A 19072-nucleotide genomic window follows, 5' to 3' on the forward strand; every position below is an offset into this window, starting at 1 on the left:
CGGGCGCGTCAGCGCGGGCTGGACACGCGCCGGGCGGCGGTCAGGTTGGCGTCCGCGATCGCCTCGGTCAGGGGGTGCCCCTCGACCAGGCGCGCGACCATCGTGCCGATGAAGCAGTCGCCCGCCCCGTGGGTGCTGACCAGCCGCACCTTGTGCCCAGGCTCGGACCGGGTGCCGTCCAGGCCCGCGCCCGCCGCCGCGACGCCATCGCCGCCCGCGGTCACCACCGCGACGGCAAAGCGGTCGGCCAGCGCCACGGCCGCGGTGCGGGCGCCGTCCAGGCTGTCCACCGCGACGCCGCACAGCGCCTCGGCCTCGCCGGCGTTCACCACCAGGATGTCGACCAGCGGCGCGAAGGTCTCGGACAGCGTGCGGGCGGGGGCGGCATTCAGCACGACCGACAGGCCGCGGGCGCGCGCGGCCCGTGCGGCGGCGATGTTCAGCGCCTCGGGGATCTCGTTCTGCAGGACCAGATGGGTCGCGCCCTGCCACAGCGCATCCCGATCCAGCGTCTCGGGTGCGATGGCCGCGTTCGTGCCGGACACGATGACCGCGCCGTAATCGCCGCCGGCATCCATGATCGCGACGCTCATTCCCGATCCCTGGCCGGGCAGGGTGGCGACATGACGGTCGTCCACCCCCGCCGCGCACAGCCGGTCACGCAGGAACGTCCCGAACCCGTCGTCGCCCACCGCCGACACCATCCGGCAGGGCACGCCCGCGGCCACGACGGCCGCGGCCTGGTTGCCGCCCTTGCCGCCGAAGACCGGACGCCAGGCGGTGCCGGTCACCGTCTCGCCCGCGGCGGGGCGGTGGGGGGCGTCGACCACGATGTCGTAATGCAGGCTGCCGACGACGACGGCGCAGGGCGGGGTTGACATGAGGCAGGTCCTGTTCAGCGGCGGCGCTTGGTCTCGACCGCGTTTCGGGTGCGGGCCAGCTGCGCCTCGGACCGGTCCAGGTCGCGTTGGGCAACGGCCACGAAGATGGCGTCCATGATGTTCAGCTGCGCGATGCGCGCGGCCGCGTTCTCGCCCAGCAGGGGCGATCCCTGCGCGGTCGAGCACAGCGCGATGTCGGCCAGCTCGGACAGGGGGGCTGTGGCATAGTTCGTCACGGCGATCACGCGCGCGCCCTGGCGTCGGGCCAGGCGCGCGGCCTCGATGACGTTGGAGGTGGTGCCGGAATGGCTGAAGGCCACCGCCACGTCGGCAGGCCCCAGCAGCGAGGCCGACATCAGCATCATGTGCGGATCGTCCTGCACGCTGGCGCGCAGCCCGATGCGCAGGAACTTGTGCGCCACGTCGCGGGCGATCTGGGCCGATCCGCCGACGCCGTAGAAGTCGCGCTGGCCCGCCTTGTGCAGCAGGTCGGCGGCCCGGTCGAAGGCCGCGACGTCGATGATGGACATCGTCTCCTCAAGGGCCTGCATCGAGGTCTGGAACACCTTGCGGATGATGTCGGCCGAGCTGTCGTCCGGAGAGATCTCGGAATGCAGCGAGGCGACGTCGGTCTGGCGATAGACGACCAGCGCCTCGCGGAAGTCGCGAAAGCCCGCGAAGCCCAGCTTCTTGGCGATCTTGACGACCATCGCATCCGACACGCCCGCATCGCCCGACACCTGCCGCAGGGGGGTGGTGCGGTCCAGGTCGGTGCGCCCGGTCATCCCCTCGACGACCCGCGTCTCCAGCGGGGTCAGATAGGGCATCCGCATCCGGATCTGGGCGCCGATGCTGCGCGGGTCGGTGTGGTCCATCAAAGCTCCTGTCATGCGCGGCCGCGGGTGGCGCGGTCGATCAGCATCGCGACCAGGATGATGATACCCGTGGCCAGCAGCTGATAGAAGGCCTGCACGTTCATCAGCGTCAGCCCGTTGCGCAGCCCGCCCAGGATCACCGCGCCCATCAGCGTGCCCACGACCGACCCCTTGCCGCCCATCAGCGATGCGCCCCCGATGGCCGCCGCCGCGATCGCGTCCAGTTCCCACAGGTTGCCCATCGTCGGGTCCGCGGCGCCGAGGCGGCCGGTCAGGATCAGCGCCGCGACGGCGGCAAGGCCTCCCGACAGCACATAGACGATGATCTTGGTGCGCGCGACGGGGACGCCCGCGATGCGCGCGGCCTCGGGGTTGCCGCCGACGGCCAGGATGTATTCGCCAAGCGGGCTGCGGTTCAGCACGACCCACAGGACCACCGCGATGATCGCGACGATCACGACCGGCACCGGCACGCCGAGGACCAGCCCGTTGATCGCCTCGCGGAAGCCTGCCGGGATGCCGAAGATCGGGTTGCCGCCGGTGAAGATCAGCGCCAGCGCGCGATAGAGCGACAGCGCCCCGAGCGTCACGATGAAGGGCTGCAGCCCGGCGATGGCCACCAGCACGCCGTTGAACAGCCCGCAGGCCATGCCCGTGGCGATGGCGCCTGCCACGGCCAGCGGCATCGGCACGCCCGCGATCATCAGCGTGGCGCCGACGATGGCCGACACCGCCGCCGTGGGCCCGACCGACAGGTCGATCCCGCCCGAGATGATGACGAAGGTCATCCCCAGGGCGATGCAGGCGTTGATCGAGGATTGCTGCAGGATGTTGATCAGGTTCGGCGCGGTCAGGAAGACCGGGTTCAGCACGGCGAACACGGCGAATATCAGCACCAGGCCGAAAAACGTCCCGGCATCGCGCAGGTTGATGCGGGGGGCGGCGCGGAGGGGGGAGGCGGTATCGGTCATCACTGGACCCTCACGGATGGGGCCGCGGAAACCGGGCCTTTGGACTTGGGGATGGCGTTCGCCACGATGGCGTCTTCGGAAATCTGGTCGGCGTCCAGGATGGCCGCGATGGTTCCCTCGCGCATCACCATGACGCGGTCGGACAGGCGGATGATCTCGGGCAGTTCGGAACTGACGACGATGATCGACTTGCCGGACCGGGCCAGCTGCGCGATCAGATCGTAGATCTCGGATTTCGCGCCGATGTCGATGCCGCGGGTCGGTTCGTCGAACAGCAGGATGTCCACGTCTGCGGCCAGCCACCGGCCGATGATGGCCTTCTGCTGGTTTCCGCCGGAAAACGTGCCGATGGCGCGGGTCACGTCGGGCGGACGCATCCCCATGCGCTGCATCAGCGCGGTGGATTCGCGGTGCAGCTTGCGCCGCTGGACCAGCCCGAAGCGCGTGAAGCGGCCCATGCAGGGCAGGGCGATGTTCGACGACACCGGGCGCGCGCGGACGATGCCGTCCTTCTTGCGCTCCTCGGGGACCAGGCCGATCCCGGCGGCGATGGCGGTGCGCGGGCTGCGCAGATCGACCGTCCTGCCGTGCAGCGTGACGGTGCCGGCGCGGGCGCGGTCGATGCCCGCGATCAGCCGCAGCAGTTCCGTCCGCCCCGATCCGACCAGACCGGCCAGACCCAGGACCTCGCCCCTGTGCAGCGAGAACCCGGCGTCGCGGATCAGGCCGCCGTCGGACAGGCCGCGGACCTCCATGACCACCTCGGGGCGGGCATGGGTGACGTGGCGCGCGTGCAGGATGTCGCGGCCGACCATCTTGGCGATGACCTGATCCTCGGTGATCCGGCTCAGGTCCACCGTGTCGATGAAGCGCCCGTCGCGCAGGATCGTGGCGCGGTCGCAGACCTGGAACACCTCGTTCATCTTGTGGCTGACATAGATGATCGACTTGCCCTGCGCCGCCAGCCGCGCGATCAGCGCCGCCAGCGCGTCGAATTCGGACGGGGTCAGGGACGATGTCGGCTCGTCCATGGCGATGATCTTTGCATCGTCCAGCAGGGCGCGGGCGATCTCGACGATCTGCTGCTGGGCGACCTTCAGGGTGTGGATGGGGGCGCGCGGGTCTATGCGCGGGTCCAGATCGGCCAGGATGGCGCGGGCGCGCGCCTCCTGCGTGGCGCGGTCGACCAGCAGGCCCCCGGCGCGGGTCAGCGGGCGGCCCAGAAACAGGTTCTGCGCCACGCTCAGCTGCGGGATGTGCTGCAATTCCTGATGGATCATTGCGATCCCGGCCGCACGCGCGTCAGCGGGACGGGTCAGGGTGACGGGCTGGCCGTCGATCACGATGCGGCCCTCGGTCGCCTGAAGCACGGCCGACAGGATGTTCAGCATCGTCGACTTGCCGGCGCCGTTCTCGCCCAGAAGGCCGTGGACCTCGCCGGGGCGCACGTCGAAGCTGACATCGTCCAGCGCGCGGATGCCCGGAAACACCTTGCTGACGCCGACAAGCGACAGCCGGCTTGCGGAAGTGGTCATGTCGACACCTATCGGGGGATGGGGCGGGGGGGGGCCCCCCCCCCGCCCCCCCCCGAGGCCCGGTTCGCGACGGGGGGAGGAACCCGCCGCGCCGCCGGGAGGGGCGGTGCGGATCACTCGGCCAGCAGCAGCTCGCGCAGCGCCGCGGTATCCTCGACCGAGTAGTCCTCGACGTTGTCGGCGGTGATCAGCGCCTGCGGGGTGGCGACCACGCGGGGCAGGTCCTGACCGCCGATCAGGCGCAGCACGACCTCCATCGCGACCTCTCCGGTCAGGACCGGAAAGCTGTCGACGGTGCCTGTCAGATCGCCCGCCCGGATGGAGGCATAGGCGTCCGAGATGCCGTCCGTGCCGAACACCGCGACCTGATCCTGCAGGCCCGCGGCCTTGACCGCCTCGACCACGCCCAGGGCCATGCCGTCGTTGTTGGCATAGAAGCCGATCAGGTCGGGATGCTGCTGCAGGATGGTCGAGGCCGCGTCATAGGCGGTCTCGCGGCTCCAGTTCGCGGGGACGCTGGCCACGACCTCGAAATTGCCCGCGTCGGTGATCGTCGCGGTGAAGCCGTCGGTGCGCTGGCCCGCGGCGAAGACGCCGGGCTGGCCCTCGATCACGGCGACCTTGCCGCCCTCGGGCTTGTTGTCGATGAACCACTGCGCCACGCGCACGCCGTTGTCGCGCTGGACGTTGCCGACGTAATGCTCCGCGGACGGGATCACCGCGTCGTTGACGTTCACCACCACGATGCCCTGCTCGGCCGCGGCCTCCATCGCGGGCTGCAGGTTGTTGTCGGTCTGCGGCGAGACCAGCAGGCCCTTGTTGCCCTGCAGGATCATGCTCTCCGCGATCTGCAGCTGACCCAGCTGGTCGCCCTCGGACGGGGCCGCCTGATAGGCCAGCGTCACGCCCTGCGCGTCCGCCACGTTCTGGTAGCCCTCGCCGAGCGAGCGCCAGTATTCGTTGGTCAGCGTCTTGGACACGCCGCCCACCTGGGCGCCTTCGGGCGCGGCGGGCATCTCTCCGAACTGTTCGGACAGCGCCGACCAGTCCATGCGGTCGGCCTCGGTGTCCGAGTTCAGCGGTGCCAGGTCCTGCGCGAAGGCGGCGCCGGTCAGGGCCGTCATCGCGCCGGCCAGCAGGAACGTCTTGATCGAGATCATCTTTGGGTCTCCTCCCTTTACGATAATCGTGAAGTCCGTGAAGTCAGCCTCCGGCCATGATGCGCCCGATGGCGCGCTGGCTGACCGGGGAATTCTGCGTGGCGATCGCCTCGTGCAGCGCATTGTCCGCGGACACGCGCTCGGCCATGGCCATGAAGCGTTCGACCGCCGCGATGTTGGTGCGGCATTCCTCGACCGGGTCGATGCCCGAGGCGTCGGGGAACGTGTCGAAATAGATCACCCCGTCATAGCCGTCGCGCCCGATCTGCCACAGCAGCTCCAGCGTGGCCTGCGGATGCACGCTGCCGACCATCAGCCCGTCGTCGCGCTTGGCGTATCCGTCGTTCAGATGCACGCCCAGCAGCCGCGACTTGCGCGCGATCAGCGTCGCGGCGAATGCCGGCATCTCGTCGGCATAGAGCACATGGGCAAAGTCGAGCGTGACGCCGGTATTGGCGCAGCCCGTCTCGGCGATGGCCAGCAGGGTCGTCGCCGCGTCCGGCAGCAGCGCATAGGAGCGCGGCTCGTTCGCCTTGTACTCGATAGAGATCATGCATTCGGGCGCGTGCTGGGCGACCTCGCGGATGCCCGACACCTCGTCGTCCCACATGCGCCCGTAATCGCCTTGGAAGCTGTAGTCGAAGCCGTCCTGACCCAGCCACAGCGTCATCAGCGGCGCACCCATCGCCAGGGCGGCGTCGATGCCGCGCTTGGTCAGGTCCAGCGCCTCCTGCCGCACGGCGCGGTCGGGATTGGTGAAGGCACCCAGCTTGAAGGCCGGGTTGGTGTAGTAGCGCATGGCTAGGCCGTTGACCTGCAGACCCAGATCGGTGACGCGGTTCAGCACGTCGCGGGGATCGTCGGCGACATGGTCGGGAAAGTTCAGGTCCACATGCGTCAGGCCCGGCACGCTGGCGGCCCGGCGCGCCATCATCTCCAGCGTCGGCTTGCCCGCATGGTCGGGCCAGGCCCGATCGGCCTGCGCGGCAAATGAGTTCAGGCGCGTTGCGAATCTGGTCATGTGAAGCCCTCCGTTACTTCACGAATAAAGCAATAGCTGTGAAGCAGTCAAGAAATCTTTGCGCGGCCCCGTCTTTCTTCGCGCAGGCCGTCCCGGGCATGTCCGGGGTCCCGATCACGGCGCCGCACGTGATGCGGGCTGCGAAACAACCTTGCGGACCCAAAACGATTCGACTAAACATGAATAATGGAAAAGAATGACAGCCTTGCGGCATTGTCCGCCCTGGCCCACGACATGCGTCTGGACGTGTTCCGCCTGCTCGTCCGGGCCGGCCCGTCCGGCATGGCCGCGGGGGACATCGCGGCGCAGCTCGGGGTCCGGGCGAACACGCTGTCGAACAACCTCACCATCCTGACCGCCGCGGATCTGGTGCGATCCGAGCGCGAGGGCCGGTCGATCCGCTACTTCGCGCGGATGGACACCATGCGCGGACTGCTGGGCTTTCTCATGGAGGATTGCTGCGGCGGTCAGCCTGCGTTGTGCCGACCGATCCTCGACCAGATCGCCTGCGCCTGCTGACCGCGGCGCCCCAGCAGAAGGCCGAACCCCGATGACCGACGACACGGATGTCCAGACCGCTCCTCTGGGAGCCTTCGAACGCTGGCTGACGCTGTGGGTCGCGCTGGCAATGGCGGCGGGCCTGGCCATCGGCGCCGTGGCGCCCGGCCCCGTCCAGGCCATCGCGGGGGCCGAGGTGGCATCGGTCAACCTGGTCGTCGCGGTGCTGATCTGGGCGATGGTCTATCCGATGATGGTCAGCGTCGACTTCGCGGCCGTCGGCGGCGCGTTCCGCCAGCCGCGCGGCCTTCTGATCACGCTGGCGGTCAACTGGCTGATCAAGCCCTTCACCATGGCGCTGCTGGCGGTGCTGTTCTTCGATCATGTCTTCGCCCCCTGGATCGCGCCCGAGGATGCGCAGCAATACATCGCCGGCCTGATCCTGCTGGGCGCTGCGCCCTGCACGGCGATGGTCTTCGTCTGGTCGCAGCTGACGCGGGGGGACGCGACCTATACGCTGGTGCAGGTGTCGGTGAACGACCTGATCATGGTCGTGGCCTTCGCGCCCCTCGTCGCGCTGCTCCTGGGCGTGACCGAGATTGCCGTGCCGTGGTCGACGCTGGTGCTGGCCACGGTCCTCTATGTCGTGCTGCCGCTGGCGGCGGGGCTGCTGACGCGCCGCGCCCTGCGCGACCCCGCTCGGATCGAGGCCTTCTCGGCGCGCATCAAGCCTTGGTCGATGATCGGCCTCGTCGCGACGGTCGTGATCCTCTTCGCGCTGCAGGGCCGGACGATCCTGGACCGGCCCGCCATCATCGCCCTGATCGCCGTGCCGATCCTGATCCAGAGCTATCTGATCTTCGCCATCGGCTATGGCGCCGCCTGGCTGATGCGCGTGCCGCACCGGATCGCCGCCCCCTGCGCCATGATCGGCACGTCGAACTTCTTCGAACTGGCTGTGGCCGTCGCCATCAGCCTCTTCGGCCTGAACTCGGGCGCGGCGCTGGCCACGGTCGTGGGCGTGCTGGTCGAGGTGCCGGTGATGCTGTCCCTTGTCGCCTTTGCCAACCGCACCCGCGCCCGTTTCCCGGAGGTCCGCGCATGATCGTCATCCACCACAACCCCGCCTGCGGCACGTCGCGCAACGTTCTGGCCATCATCCGCGCCTCGGGCACCGAGCCGGTCGTGATCGACTATCTGACCGAGGGCTGGACCCGGCCGCAGCTGCTGGCCCTACTGGCCGCGGCCGACCTGACCCCGCGACAGGCGCTGCGGCGGTCGAAATCCCCCGCGGCCGAGCTGGGCCTGCTGGAGGAGGGCGTGACGGATGCGCAGATCCTGGAGGCGATGCTGGCTTATCCGGTGCTGGTCAACCGGCCCATCGTGGCCTCGCCCAGGGGGGTGCGCCTCTGCCGCCCGTCCGAGACGGTCCTGCCGATGCTGGAGCGCCCGCCGGTCGGCCCGCTTTTCAAGGAGGACGGGCAGATGATCCTGAACGAGGAGGGCCGGATCGTTGAGTGAGCTGCCGAACCTGAACCCCGACTGCTTCGATGCCATCGACCCCGCGCGCCTGCACCCGCCGACGCGCAGCGCCCATCCGCCCCGCATCCTGCTGCTCTATGGCTCGCTGCGCGAGCGCAGCTTCTCGCGCTTCGCGACCGAGGAGGCCGCGCGCCTGCTGACCGCCCTGGGGGCCGAGCCGCGGATCTTCGACCCGCGCGGCCTGCCTCTGGCCGACGCGGCCGAGGCCGACCACCCCAAGGTCGCCGAACTGCGCGATCTGGTCGGCTGGTCCGAGGGCATGGTCTGGTGTTCGCCCGAACGCCACGGCGCGATGACCGGCGTGATGAAGACGCAGATCGACTGGATCCCGCTGTCCTTGGGGGGCGTGCGCCCCACCCAGGGCAAGACGCTGGCCGTGATGCAGGTCTGCGGCGGCAGCCAGAGCTTCAACACCGTCAATCAGCTGCGCATCCTGGGCCGCTGGATGCGGCTCCTGACCATCCCGAACCAGTCATCGGTCGCCAAGGCCTGGGACGAGTTCGACGAGGCCGGGCGCATGAAGCCCTCGCCCTATTACGACCGCATCGTCGACGTGATGGAGGAGCTGGTGCGCTTCACGCTGCTGACGCGCGACATCAAGGACCACCTGGTCGACCGCTACTCCGAGCGCGTCGAGAGCCACGAGGCGCTGTCGACGCGTGTCAACCAGACGCAGGCGGTCTGAGGCCGGCGTGCCGACAGGTTATGTCGCGGCCCGGCGATCTTCGGCAGGTCCTGCCGTCGCCCCGATGCTATAAGCCGAAGGGACGACCCCGCCCCTTCGGCGCCGCGTCCCGGTGTTTCCCTCTTTCCATGCCGCGGAAGGCATGGTCGTCTCGGGACAGCGGAGAAGCGGATGCCGGATCGGGCCTGCGGTCCGCATGCCGAAGGGGGGACGCCTATCCGATGCCTGACGAGACGCAGCGCCTGGTCGACAGCTTCAGCCTGTCCGCGCGACCGATCACCCCCGAGGCCATCCCCAAGCTGCACGAGCTGTCGGTCGGCGTCGGCTGGATGCACCGGACCGAGGACTGGGCCACCGCCCTGCGCCTTGGCGAGGGGATCTACCTGACCGACGAGATCGGCCGCCCCTTCGGCTCCGCCATGTGGTTTCCCGTGGCCCCCGACCTGGCGCGGCTCGGCATGGTCATCACCACCCCCCGCCTGCAGGAGCGCGGCGCGGGGCGCTGGATGATGGAGCAGATCCTGGCGCGCACCGGGTCGCGCGATCTGGCGCTGCATGCGACCCACGCGGCCTATCGGCTCTATGTCGCCCTGGGGTTCCAGACCGGGCCGCGGGTCTGGCAGCATCAGGGCGTCGTGACCGCGGCGCCCAGCCCCGACCCCCGCGTCCGGCCGATGCGCCCCGAGGACCACGGCGCGGTCCGCGCGCTGGACGCCCGCGCCTATGGCGCCGAGCGGCGCGACGCGCTGATGCTGTTCCTGGAGCAGTCCACAGGCACGGTGATCGAGGAGGGTGGGCGCGTCACCGGCTATGCGCTCTGCCGCCGCTTCGGGCGGGGCCATGTGGTGGGGCCGGTCGTGGCCGCGACGCCCGAGGATGGCGTGGCCCTGGCCGCGCCGCATGTCGCCGCGCATCGGGGCCGCTTCCTGCGCATGGACACCGCCCGGACCGACGGTCCCTTCGTCGAGATGCTGAGGGCCTGCGGCCTGCCCGCCCATGACACGGTAACCAGCATGTGGCGGGGCCGGCCGCGCCCGGTCGATCCGGGCGCGCAGATCTTCGCGTTGGCGAACCAGGCGCTCGGCTAGGCTCAGGTCGCATTGATTTCAGCCGCGAGGCATGATTCAGGCTCGGCAAGGAGACTGGATCACGAGCAATCTTTTCTGGCTGGTGGATGCGCAGATGCCGCGCCTTCGGCCGTTTTTCCAAAGAGCCACGGTAAGCCTCGCGTCGATGACCGGCGTGTTCTCAGCGGTATTATCGTCATCGATCGCAATGGCTTGCGGTGGTGTGATGCGCCCAGGGAGTATGGTCCACCGAAGACTCTCTGCAATCGTTGGAAGCGGTGGGGCGACAACGGCGTCTTCGTCCGGATGATGGAAGGCCTGGCCTCCGAGGCGGCCATTCCGAAGACGGTGATGATCGACGCGACCTATCTCAAGGCGCACCGCACGGCCTCCAGCCTCCGGGCCGAAGAAGGGGACCCGGCGACCAGAGGGGCCGTCTGATCGGCCGCACCAAAGGGTTCGAGGGAGACAGAAACTGTCCAGTGGACAGTTTCGCCCGAGAACGGAACACCAAACCGCACGCCGTCACCGACGCTGATGGGCGGCCGATCCGGTTCTTCATGACGTCAGGTCAGGTGAGCGACTACAGCGGTGCTGCGGCCCTTCTGGGCAGCTTGCCGGCGGCAGAATGGCTGCTGGGCGACCGTGGCCATGATGCCGATTGGTTCAGAGATGCGTTGAAAGACAAGGGGATAAAGCCCCCCATACCGGGACGGAGGTCCCGTGGAAAACCCGTCGAGTATGACAAGCGCCGCGACCGCATCGAGATCATGTTCGGCCGGCTGAAGGACTGGCGACGGGTCGCGACCCGCTGCGACAGATGCCCGAACGTCTCCCTCTCAGCCATCGCCCTCGCCGCAACCGTCATGTTTTGGCTATGAGCCGTGAACGAGGCCTGACCCTAGAACTCCGAGACCTTGCCCCAGCTGCCCTTGGCAAAGCGATCGGGGTGATAGGCCGCCGGGTCCAGCGCCGGCACGGCGCCCGTGACCATGTCGGCGATCATCTCTCCGGCGCCCGGCCCGATGCCGAAGCCATGCCCGCTGAACCCCGCGGCCAGCACCAGGCCCGGCACGGCGGTCTCGCCGATGGCGGGAACGCCGTCGGGGGTGCTGTCGATGTAGCCCGCCCAAGTCGCCTGCACGCGGGCCCCGGCCATGGCGGGGATCAGCGCGTCGGCGCGGGCGCGGATGCGGCGCAGGGCGCGGGCATCGGGGGCGGGGTCCAGGACGCGCATCCGCTCCATCGGGGTCGGCGCGTCCAGCCGCCAGCGGCGGCGCGTTTCGTGGCCCGCGCGCCAGGCCTGCGTGCCGCCGGGCCGCAGGATGCGCCAGCGCTTGGCGAACATCGGCAGGAAGTGGCGGGCATGGACGATCTGCTGCGGCGTGGGGTCCACCCGTGCCGCCCCCGAGATGGCCAGCGCATAGCCCCCGTCGCCCCGCCGCGTGACCGAGATCCCGGCGGTGTGCAGCGCGTCCGGACCGTCGATGCCGGGCATCACGCTCATGATCGAGGAGCGGATCGAGGCCTGCGGAAAGCTGACCCCCAGCTGGTGGCAGAAGGACGAGGCCCAGGCCCCGCCCGCCATCACCACGGTCGTGGTGGCGATGGTGCCGCGTTCCGTGACGACGCCCGACACGCGCCCGCCCGACAGCTCCAGCCCGCGGGCCGCGCACATCTGATGGACCGTGCCGCCCGCCGCCATGATGCCGCGCGCGATCACCGGGCAGGCGCGCGACGGGTCGGCCACGCCGTCATCGGGCGAGAAGACCCCGCCCTTCCACGCCCGGCCGGTGGCGCGGCCCCGCTCGGCGGCCTGCGCGGCGTCCAGCATGTGTGTCGTCACGCCCATGCCGCGCGCCATGTCGCGCCAGCGCGCCCAACCGGCGATCTCGGCGTCGTTGTCGGACAGATACAGCAGGCCGCAGCGGCGAAAGCCGGGGTCCTCGCCGATGTCGCGGGCCATCGCCTCCCACAGGTCCAGGCTGCGGGTCGCCATGGGCAGCTCGCGCGCGTCGCGGTTCTGCTGGCGGCACCAGCCCCAGTTGCGGCTGGACTGTTCGGCGCCCACGCGGCCCTTCTCGATCAGCGCGACCCGGACGCCCTTGCGGGCCAGGTAATAGGCGGTCGAACAGCCGACGATGCCGCCGCCGATCACCACGACGTCGGCGCGGGCGGGCAGGTCGGAATCGGTCTGGATGGTCAGCAGGGGCGCGGGCATGGTCGTCTCCTTGTTCCGGGGTCATTCTGCCCGACCGCGCCCGCGGGATATGCCGGATCGCCTGCGGACGCGGCAGGTCCTGCCGTTTGCGCGGGGACGTGCGGCAGCTTTGGGCAGGGGCTGCAATCCGCCGTGCCGGGGCCGTGCCGCTCACCGCGACCGTTGAGGTCGCCGCAGATTATGCTAGACCCGGCGGGCGCAGATCGGAGGCGCTGACCATGAAGCTGGACCGCATCGACATCCGCATCCTGCACGAGCTGCAGAAGAACGGCCGCATCACCAATGTCGAGCTGGCCGACCTGGTCCACCTGTCGCCCAGCCCCTGCCTGATGCGCGTGAAGAAGCTGCAGCAGGCGGGCTACATCACCGGCTATTCGGCGCAGATCGACGTGGCCAAGCTGGGCCCGACCCTGACCGTCTTCACCGAGATCACCCTGAAGAACCACCGCCAGATCGACTTTGCCCGCTTTCAGCAGGCCTTGGAGAAGGTCGAGGAGGCGGTGGAATGCCATCTGGTCTCGGGCGGCTACGACTATCTGGTCAAGTTCGTGACCGCGGGGATCGGCGACTATCAGGCGGTGATGGAGCGGCTGATCGATGCCGAGGTCGGCATCGACAAGTATTTCAGCTTCGTCGTCATCAAGACGCCCTTCTCCAAGGCGCATCTGCCGCTGCAGAACCTGTTCGACCTCTAGCCCGCCGCCCGCTGCGGCACGCGGTCCAGCCAGCCCGTGTCCAGCTGCGGCACCGAGGCGAACAGCAGCTGCGAATAGGGGTCGCGGGCCTCGGACAGGCGGTCGGCGGCCAGGGTCTCGACCACGCGGCCGTGATGCATGACCATGACCTCGTCGCAGATCGCCTCGACCGTGGACAGGTCGTGGCTGATGAAGACATAGGACAGGTCCAGCTCGCGCTGCAGCTCCTTGAGCAGGTCGATGACGGCGGCGGCCACCACCGTGTCCAGCGCCGAGGTGATCTCGTCGCAGAGGATCACCTCCGGGTTGGCGGCCAGCGCCCGGGCCAGGTTCACGCGCTGCTTCTGCCCGCCCGACAGCTCTCCGGGCAGGCGGTGGCGCATGGCGCGGGGCAGGCGCACCATGTCCAGCAGCTGCGCCACGCGGGCCTCGCGCGCGGTCCCCTTGGCGCCGTGATAGAAGGTCAGCGGCCGCCCGATGATGTCGCCCACCGATTGCGCCTGGTTCAGCGCCGTGTCGGCCAGCTGAAAGACAATCTGCAATCGGCGCAGGTCCTCCTTGCTGCGGGCGGCGACCCCCGGCTCCAGCTGGTGCCCGTCCAAGAGGACCCGCCCCGAGACCGGCGGCAGCAGCCCCGCGATGGCGCGGGCCAGGGTCGATTTGCCGCTGCCGGATTCGCCGATCACGCCCAGGTTGCGGCCCTTGTCCAGGCGGCAGCTGACATCGTGCAGCGCGATCTTCAGCGGCTGGCCGTCGCGGCCGCGGCCATAGCCCGCGGTGACGCCCGTCACCTCCAGCGCGGGGATGCCCTGCACGGGCGGGGTCGCTGCGCTGCGGGGCGCGGGGTGGAAGGCCTCCAGCAGCGATTTCGTGTAGGGATGGGCGGCGCGATGCAGGATCTGCTCGGCCGTGCCCTCCTCCTGCACCTCGCCGCCCTTCAGCACGATGATGCGGTCGGCGATCTGCGCCACCACGGCCAGGTCGTGGCTGACATAGACGCCGGCCATGCCGCCCGCCTTCATCACCGACTTGAAGGCGCGCAGCACCTCGATCTGGGTGGTCACGTCCAGCGCGGTGGTGGGTTCGTCGAAGATCACCAGCTTGGGATCGCCGATCAGCGCCATGGCGGCGGCCAGCCGCTGCAGCTGCCCGCCCGAGACCTGGTGCGGATAGCGCTCTCCGATGCGGTCGGGGTCGGGCAGGGCCAGGGCGCGGAACACCTCGACCGCCTTGGCGCGGGCCTCCTCCATCGGCATCAGGTCGTGGATGCGCGCGACCTCGATCACCTGGTCGATCAGCCGGATCGCCGGGTTGAAGGCGGCCGCCGCACTTTGCGGGACATAGGCGACGGTGGTGCCGCGCATGGCCGCCCGCCGGGCCTCGGGCGCCGTGGCCATGTCCAGCCCGTCCACCATGACCGAGCCCGAGCGGATCCGGCATCCGGGGCGGCAATGGCCCATCAGCGACAGGGCGATGGTCGTCTTGCCGCTGCCGGATTCGCCGATCAGGGCCACGATCTCTCCGGGCGCGATGTCCAGCGAGACGCCGCGTATGATCTCGACCTCGCGGCCGCTGTCGGTGGTCGCGCCAAGGCGCAGGTCGCGGATCTGGACCAGGCTCATCATTCGCTCCTGTCGCGGATGCGGGTGGGAAGGTTGTCGATCAGCAGGTTGACGCTGATGGTCAGCGTGGCGATGGCCAGCGACGGGACCAGCACCGCCGGCGCCCCGAAGGACAGCCCGCCCATGTTCTCGCGCACCAGCGATCCCCAGTCCGCATTGGGCGGCTGCACGCCCAGGCCCAGGAAGGACAGGCCCGACAGCATCAGCACGATGAAGACGAAGCGCAGGCCCATGTCGGCCAGCACCGGCCCCAGGATGTTGGGCATGATCTCGGCCCGGATCAGGTATCCGGTGCGCTCGCCCCGCGCGCGGGCGACGGTGACGTAATCCATCGTGTTCACGTTCACCGCCAGCGCGCGGGCGAAGCGGTAGGAGCCGGGCGTGTAGACCACCGCCAGGACCGCGATCAGCACCGGGATGGAGGAACCGATCGCCGCGACCACGACCAGGCCGAACAGCTTCGAAGGGATCGAGCTGACCGCGTCCAGCACCCGGCTGATCGCGGTGTCGGTCCAGCCGCCGATGACGGCCGCGGTCATGCCCAGGACGACCCCCGCCGTGCAGGCCAGCATCACCGCCGCCAGCGAGATGCCGACCGTGTAGCGCGCCCCGGCCAGCACCCGCGACAGCATGTCCCGACCCAGATAGTCGGTGCCGAGCGGGAACTGCGCCGAGAGCGGACCGAAGAAGTCGTAATCGACGATCTCTCCGGGCGGGTGGGGGGCGATCCAAGGGCCGATGACCGCGATGGCCGCCCAGAAGACGATGACGCAGGCGGCCAGCGCGCCCAAGGGGCTTACCTTCCAGCCGAGGCGGCGGGGCGAGAGCGCGCGGAGGGAAAGGGTCATGGCCATCACTGTCGCAACCTCGGATTGGCAAGGATCGCCACGACGTCGGCGATGGTGATCAGGAGGAGATAGCCCAGGCAGAAGATCATCGCGCAGCCCTGGATCAGCGGCAGGTCGCGCGTGGCGACCGCATCCACCATCAGCTTCGCGATGCCCGGATAGTTGAAGATCGTCTCGACGATGATCACGCCGCCCAGCAGGTAGGACAGCGACAGCGCCATCGCGTTCACGATGGGCCCGATCGCGTTTGGCAGCGCGTGGCGCAGCACGATGCGCGCGCGAGAGGCGCCCTTCAGCAGGGCCATCTCGACATAGGGGGATTTCAGCGTCTCGATGACGGCGGCGCGGGTCATGCGGATCATCTGCGCCGAGACGACGAAGCTGAGCGTGATGACCGGCATCGCATAGGCGCGCAGCACCGCCCAGATGCTGGAGGTGTCGCCCCCGAAGGACAGGGCCGGCAGCCAGCCCAGCCAGACCGCGAAGATCAGCACGGCCAGCGTCGCGACCAGGAACTCGGGCACCGAGATCACCGCGACGACCACGCTGCTGACCAGCCGGTCGAACAGGCTGCCGCGCCAGATCGCCGTGACGATGCCCAGGCTCAGCGCGACCGGCACCGAGAAGGCCGCCGTCAGCGCCGCCAGCTTCAGCGTGTTGACCAGCCGGCCGCCGATCAGCTCGGCCACCGCCATGCGGTTCGCGTAGGAATGGCCCAGATCGCCCTGCGCCAACCCGCCCAGCCAGCCCAGGAAGCGCAGGAAGGCGGGCTGGTCCAGGTTCATGGCCTCGCGCAGGCCGGCGACGGCCTCGGGGGTGGCGGCCTGGCCCAGAAGGATCTGGACCACGTCGCCGGGCAGCATCTCGGTCGCGGCGAAGACGATCAGGCTGACGATCAGCAGCGTGACCACCGCGACGCCGATCCGGCCCAGGATCAGGGTCAGCACTTGGGGGTTCATGGACGACCTCCTGTGGACGGGGTGGCCCCCCGGCGGGCGGGGGGCCGGGACATCACGCGGTCAGCCAGACGTTCTTGGCGAAGTCATAGCCCATCTGTCCGCCAAGCGGGCTGGGGCGCAGGCCCTGGAGCTTGTCGGAATGCACGTCCACGTTCGACAGGTACAGCGGGATCGCGGTGCCGGCCTCGTTCGAGACCATCACCTGCATCTCGTCATAGATCTCCTTGCGGCGGGCGAAGTCCAGCTCGCCGCGGGCCTCCAGCAGCATCGCGTCGAAGCGTTCGGACTTGTACTGGCTCTCGTTCCAGGGCGCGTCCGAGGCATAGAGCAGCGAGAACAGGATGTCGGGCGTGGGCCGCGGGTTGATGTTGCCGAAATGGACCGGCGCCTTCAGCCAGTAGTTCGACCAGTAGCCGTCCGAGGGCACGCGCTGCACGTCGAAGGTCATGCCGATCTCGGCGCCCGCCTGCTGCAGGATCATCGCCATGTCATTGGCCGAGGATGCCGCATCCGAGCTGATGACCTCGATGCGCTGGCCCAGGACGCCGGCCTTCTCGAACAGCGAGCGGGCGCGTTCCGGATCGTATTCGCGGGGCTTCAGCTCGGCGTTGTGGAAGGGGCTGATGGGGGCGATGGGCTGGTCGTTGCCGATCTCGGCCAGGCCGCGCATGGCGGATTTCTGGATCAGCTCGCGGTTCAGCAGGTATTTCATGCCCTCGGCAAAGCCCGCCTTGTCGCCGGGCGCCAGGTCCAGGCGCATGTTCAGGTTGGTGTAGTTGCCCGAGGTGGTCGTGGACAGCACCACGCCGGGCTGGCCCTCGACCATGCGGATGAACTGCGGCTTGACCGAGGCGCCCAGGTGGATGTCGCCGGACATGACCGCGTTCACGCGGGCGTTGTCGTCTGCGATGGCGAAGTATTCGAAGCTGTCGACATGGGCCTTCTGGCCGAAATAGTTGTCGTTGCGCGCGCCGACCGACCGCACGCCCGGCTGGAATTCCTGCGAGACGAAGGCGCCGGTGCCGTTGCCCTTGCTGAAGTCGGTGGTGCCGTCGGCCACGATCATGAAGTGGTGCAGCGCCAGGATGGTCGGCAGGTCGGCATTGGGGGCGGCCAGGGTGATGCGGACGGTGGTCGGGTTCTCGGCCCGGACCTCCTCGATCTGCTCGGCCATGGCGGCGACCTTGGAGCCGGTGGCGGTGTCCTTGTGGCGCATCATCGAATAGACGACGTCGTCGGCACTCAGCGTCTTGCCGTCATGGAAGGTCACGCCCGATTTCAGCGTCACCGTCCAGACCTTCGCATCGTCGGATTCGACGGCATCGGCCAGCTCCATCACCACCTGCCCGTTTTCGTCCAGCGTGGTCAGGCGGTTGTAATAGGCGCAGGCGCGAACGTAATCCGTGGCGCCCGAGCCGATGGCCGGGTCCAGCGTGTCGGCGGTCGAAGAGGACCAGGAGGCACCGCGCAGATGCCCGCCGGTGACCGGGGTCTGCGCCAGCGCGGCTCCCGCGCGGCCCAGGATGGTGCCGCCCGCGGCCATCGCGATGCCGCCCAGCATGAACATGCGCAGCAGCTCGCGCCGGCTTGCGCCCCGGCGGATGGCGTTCTCGACCATCGCGTCATCGGCGCGGGTCCAGTTGGTGACGTCCCTGTTGGTCATCATGTCTCTCCAGGTTGGGGCCGGGCCCTTGGGGGCTTCTGGGGCGGAAGGTCAGGCGAAGGCGGGTTCGACCGCGGCGGCCAGTCCGGCCATCGCGGTGAAGTGGTGATCGGGCACGGTGACGGCGGCGGGCGCGATGGTGCCGCCCCATCCCGGCTGGTCGTGGCGGCGCTGGATCCAGCAGGTGGCCAGGCCCAGGTCGCGCGCGACGCCCATGTCGTGATGCTGGCTCTGAGCGACATGCAGGATGTCGTCCCGCGCCACGCCCTGCGCCTCCAGCGCCGTCAGGACGTGGTGGAAGAAGGCCGGATCGGGCTTTTCGGTCCCGGTGTCGTCGGTGGTGAAGGACGCGTGGAACGGATGGCCCAGGGTCGCGTCGAAATGCGCGAAGGCCCATCGCTGCGCATTGGTCATCGCGACCAGCTTGTAGCGGTGCGACAGAGCCTGCATGGCCGCGACCGAATCCGCGAAGGGCTGCCAGCGGGCCGCGTCGTCGCGCAGCCGTCGGCCCAGCTCCGCGTCCCGCGGCAGGCCCAGCTGGGGCGCGATGGCCAGATAGACCCGCTCCAGATCGTCGGGAAAGCGCTGCACGTCGGGGCGATAGCGTTCGGCGCGATAGGCGCTCAGCACATCCTCGCGCGCAAGCCGGGTGCCGTGTTCGGCGGCGATGGCGGACAGGCTGTCCATCAGGCCGCTCTCGAAGTCGATCAGCGTGCCCACCACGTCGAAGGTCAGGCATTTGTAGGCGTTCAGGGGCTTCTTCGGCATGGATCCGTCCCGTGAGATGGCCGCGTCGCGGCGTTCCTGTGGCAGGCGGTGCGCCGGGTCG

18 protein-coding genes and 1 pseudogene are annotated in these 19072 nt (G+C 69.4%); 7 read left to right on the plus strand and 12 right to left on the minus strand.

Features of this window, described 5'->3' with window-relative positions; genetic code table 11:
* Window positions 1-8: 8 nt before the first annotated feature.
* The 6 genes from AACG61_RS20180 to AACG61_RS20205 all read right to left on the minus strand — a co-directional run bounded on the left by AACG61_RS20180 (window position 9) and on the right by AACG61_RS20205 (window position 6443).
* Window positions 9-881 (minus strand): PfkB family carbohydrate kinase, encoded by an 873-nt coding sequence (locus AACG61_RS20180; protein ID WP_411840374.1) that lies wholly within the window; start codon window positions 879-881, stop codon window positions 9-11.
* A 14-nt stretch (window positions 882-895) separates the two neighbouring features.
* Window positions 896-1756 carry a MurR/RpiR family transcriptional regulator gene (locus tag AACG61_RS20185; protein ID WP_411840375.1) on the minus strand — a complete coding sequence of 287 codons (861 nt, stop codon included), beginning with the start codon at window positions 1754-1756 and terminating at the stop codon, window positions 896-898.
* 11 nt (window positions 1757-1767) lie between these two features.
* A complete protein-coding gene (locus AACG61_RS20190; RefSeq protein WP_411840376.1) occupies window positions 1768-2727 on the minus strand; it encodes an ABC transporter permease in 960 nt (319 codons plus the stop codon).
* Window positions 2727-4262: a sugar ABC transporter ATP-binding protein gene (locus AACG61_RS20195; RefSeq protein WP_411840377.1), complete on the minus strand. Its 1536-nt coding sequence runs from the start codon at window positions 4260-4262 to the stop codon at window positions 2727-2729. The genes AACG61_RS20190 and AACG61_RS20195 overlap by 1 nt, the downstream gene beginning before the upstream one ends.
* 113 nt (window positions 4263-4375) lie before the next feature.
* Window positions 4376-5422: a substrate-binding domain-containing protein gene (locus AACG61_RS20200; RefSeq protein ID WP_411840378.1), complete on the minus strand. Its 1047-nt coding sequence runs from the start codon at window positions 5420-5422 to the stop codon at window positions 4376-4378.
* Between the two features lie 43 nt (window positions 5423-5465).
* Window positions 5466-6443 carry a sugar phosphate isomerase/epimerase family protein gene (locus AACG61_RS20205; RefSeq protein WP_411840379.1) on the minus strand — a complete coding sequence of 326 codons (978 nt, stop codon included), beginning with the start codon at window positions 6441-6443 and terminating at the stop codon, window positions 5466-5468.
* Between the two features lie 186 nt (window positions 6444-6629).
* On the opposite strand from AACG61_RS20205, the gene AACG61_RS20210 reads away from it, so the two are divergent.
* The 6 genes and pseudogenes from AACG61_RS20210 to AACG61_RS20235 all read left to right on the plus strand — a co-directional run bounded on the left by AACG61_RS20210 (window position 6630) and on the right by AACG61_RS20235 (window position 11116).
* Entirely contained in the window at window positions 6630-6962 is a 333-nt protein-coding gene (locus AACG61_RS20210; RefSeq protein WP_411840380.1) for an ArsR/SmtB family transcription factor, read from the plus strand.
* Between the two features lie 31 nt (window positions 6963-6993).
* Window positions 6994-8046 (plus strand): ACR3 family arsenite efflux transporter, encoded by a 1053-nt coding sequence (gene arsB, locus AACG61_RS20215; RefSeq protein WP_411840381.1) that lies wholly within the window; start codon window positions 6994-6996, stop codon window positions 8044-8046.
* Window positions 8043-8462, plus strand: coding sequence for an arsenate reductase family protein (locus tag AACG61_RS20220; RefSeq protein WP_411840382.1), 420 nt, complete (start codon window positions 8043-8045; stop codon window positions 8460-8462). The genes arsB and AACG61_RS20220 overlap by 4 nt, the downstream gene beginning before the upstream one ends.
* On the plus strand, window positions 8455-9168 hold the full coding sequence (gene arsH, locus AACG61_RS20225) for an arsenical resistance protein ArsH (RefSeq protein WP_411840384.1): 714 nt from the start codon (window positions 8455-8457) through the stop codon (window positions 9166-9168). Before AACG61_RS20220 ends, arsH begins: the two co-directional genes overlap by 8 nt.
* Before the next feature lie 221 nt (window positions 9169-9389).
* On the plus strand, window positions 9390-10256 hold the full coding sequence (locus AACG61_RS20230) for a GNAT family N-acetyltransferase (protein ID WP_411840385.1): 867 nt from the start codon (window positions 9390-9392) through the stop codon (window positions 10254-10256).
* A 31-nt stretch (window positions 10257-10287) separates the two neighbouring features.
* Window positions 10288-11116 (plus strand): annotated as a pseudogene (locus tag AACG61_RS20235) (IS5 family transposase).
* 20 nt (window positions 11117-11136) lie between these two features.
* Here AACG61_RS20235 and AACG61_RS20240 read toward each other — a convergent pair.
* Entirely contained in the window at window positions 11137-12456 is a 1320-nt protein-coding gene (locus AACG61_RS20240) for an NAD(P)/FAD-dependent oxidoreductase (RefSeq protein ID WP_411840386.1), read from the minus strand.
* 218 nt (window positions 12457-12674) lie between these two features.
* On the opposite strand from AACG61_RS20240, the gene AACG61_RS20245 reads away from it, so the two are divergent.
* Complete coding sequence (locus tag AACG61_RS20245; RefSeq protein ID WP_411840387.1) at window positions 12675-13151, plus strand: Lrp/AsnC family transcriptional regulator; 477 nt, start codon at window positions 12675-12677, stop codon at window positions 13149-13151.
* On the opposite strand, the gene AACG61_RS20250 is transcribed toward AACG61_RS20245, so the two are convergent.
* From AACG61_RS20250 to AACG61_RS20270, 5 genes are read right to left on the minus strand one after another with little or no spacing between them, the layout of a single operon-like run.
* Window positions 13148-14776: an ABC transporter ATP-binding protein gene (locus AACG61_RS20250; protein WP_411840388.1), complete on the minus strand. Its 1629-nt coding sequence runs from the start codon at window positions 14774-14776 to the stop codon at window positions 13148-13150. The two genes, AACG61_RS20245 and AACG61_RS20250, sit on opposite strands and share 4 nt — an antisense overlap.
* Window positions 14773-15621, minus strand: coding sequence for an ABC transporter permease (locus AACG61_RS20255; RefSeq protein ID WP_411840389.1), 849 nt, complete (start codon window positions 15619-15621; stop codon window positions 14773-14775). Before AACG61_RS20255 ends, AACG61_RS20250 begins: the two co-directional genes overlap by 4 nt.
* Before the next feature lie 5 nt (window positions 15622-15626).
* Window positions 15627-16580, minus strand: a complete 954-nt coding sequence (locus tag AACG61_RS20260; RefSeq protein ID WP_411840390.1) for an ABC transporter permease — start codon at window positions 16578-16580, stop codon at window positions 15627-15629.
* Between the two features lie 52 nt (window positions 16581-16632).
* Window positions 16633-18243 carry an ABC transporter substrate-binding protein gene (locus AACG61_RS20265; RefSeq protein ID WP_411840508.1) on the minus strand — a complete coding sequence of 537 codons (1611 nt, stop codon included), beginning with the start codon at window positions 18241-18243 and terminating at the stop codon, window positions 16633-16635.
* Between the two features lie 51 nt (window positions 18244-18294).
* Window positions 18295-19011, minus strand: coding sequence for an HAD-IA family hydrolase (locus tag AACG61_RS20270; protein WP_411840391.1), 717 nt, complete (start codon window positions 19009-19011; stop codon window positions 18295-18297).
* Between the last annotated feature and the right edge of the window lie 61 nt (window positions 19012-19072).

The organism is Paracoccus sp. ME4 (assembly GCF_046736325.1).
Classification (GTDB): Bacteria; Pseudomonadota; Alphaproteobacteria; order Rhodobacterales; family Rhodobacteraceae; genus Paracoccus.

Coding starts and splice junctions, on each gene's coding strand:
- AACG61_RS20180 (WP_411840374.1), bottom strand. CDS start 881: ATGTCAACCCCGCCCTGCGCCGTCGTCGTCGGCAGCCTGCATTACGAC.
- AACG61_RS20185 (WP_411840375.1), bottom strand. CDS start 1,756: ATGGACCACACCGACCCGCGCAGCATCGGCGCCCAGATCCGGATGCGG.
- AACG61_RS20190 (WP_411840376.1), bottom strand. CDS start 2,727: ATGACCGATACCGCCTCCCCCCTCCGCGCCGCCCCCCGCATCAACCTG.
- AACG61_RS20195 (WP_411840377.1), bottom strand. CDS start 4,262: ATGACCACTTCCGCAAGCCGGCTGTCGCTTGTCGGCGTCAGCAAGGTG.
- AACG61_RS20200 (WP_411840378.1), bottom strand. CDS start 5,422: ATGATCTCGATCAAGACGTTCCTGCTGGCCGGCGCGATGACGGCCCTG.
- AACG61_RS20205 (WP_411840379.1), bottom strand. CDS start 6,443: ATGACCAGATTCGCAACGCGCCTGAACTCATTTGCCGCGCAGGCCGAT.
- AACG61_RS20210 (WP_411840380.1), top strand. CDS start 6,630: ATGGAAAAGAATGACAGCCTTGCGGCATTGTCCGCCCTGGCCCACGAC.
- arsB (WP_411840381.1), top strand. CDS start 6,994: ATGACCGACGACACGGATGTCCAGACCGCTCCTCTGGGAGCCTTCGAA.
- AACG61_RS20220 (WP_411840382.1), top strand. CDS start 8,043: ATGATCGTCATCCACCACAACCCCGCCTGCGGCACGTCGCGCAACGTT.
- AACG61_RS20230 (WP_411840385.1), top strand. CDS start 9,390: ATGCCTGACGAGACGCAGCGCCTGGTCGACAGCTTCAGCCTGTCCGCG.
- AACG61_RS20240 (WP_411840386.1), bottom strand. CDS start 12,456: ATGCCCGCGCCCCTGCTGACCATCCAGACCGATTCCGACCTGCCCGCC.
- AACG61_RS20245 (WP_411840387.1), top strand. CDS start 12,675: ATGAAGCTGGACCGCATCGACATCCGCATCCTGCACGAGCTGCAGAAG.
- AACG61_RS20250 (WP_411840388.1), bottom strand. CDS start 14,776: ATGATGAGCCTGGTCCAGATCCGCGACCTGCGCCTTGGCGCGACCACC.
- AACG61_RS20255 (WP_411840389.1), bottom strand. CDS start 15,621: ATGACCCTTTCCCTCCGCGCGCTCTCGCCCCGCCGCCTCGGCTGGAAG.
- AACG61_RS20260 (WP_411840390.1), bottom strand. CDS start 16,580: ATGAACCCCCAAGTGCTGACCCTGATCCTGGGCCGGATCGGCGTCGCG.
- AACG61_RS20265 (WP_411840508.1), bottom strand. CDS start 18,243: ATGACCAACAGGGACGTCACCAACTGGACCCGCGCCGATGACGCGATG.
- AACG61_RS20270 (WP_411840391.1), bottom strand. CDS start 19,011: ATGCCGAAGAAGCCCCTGAACGCCTACAAATGCCTGACCTTCGACGTG.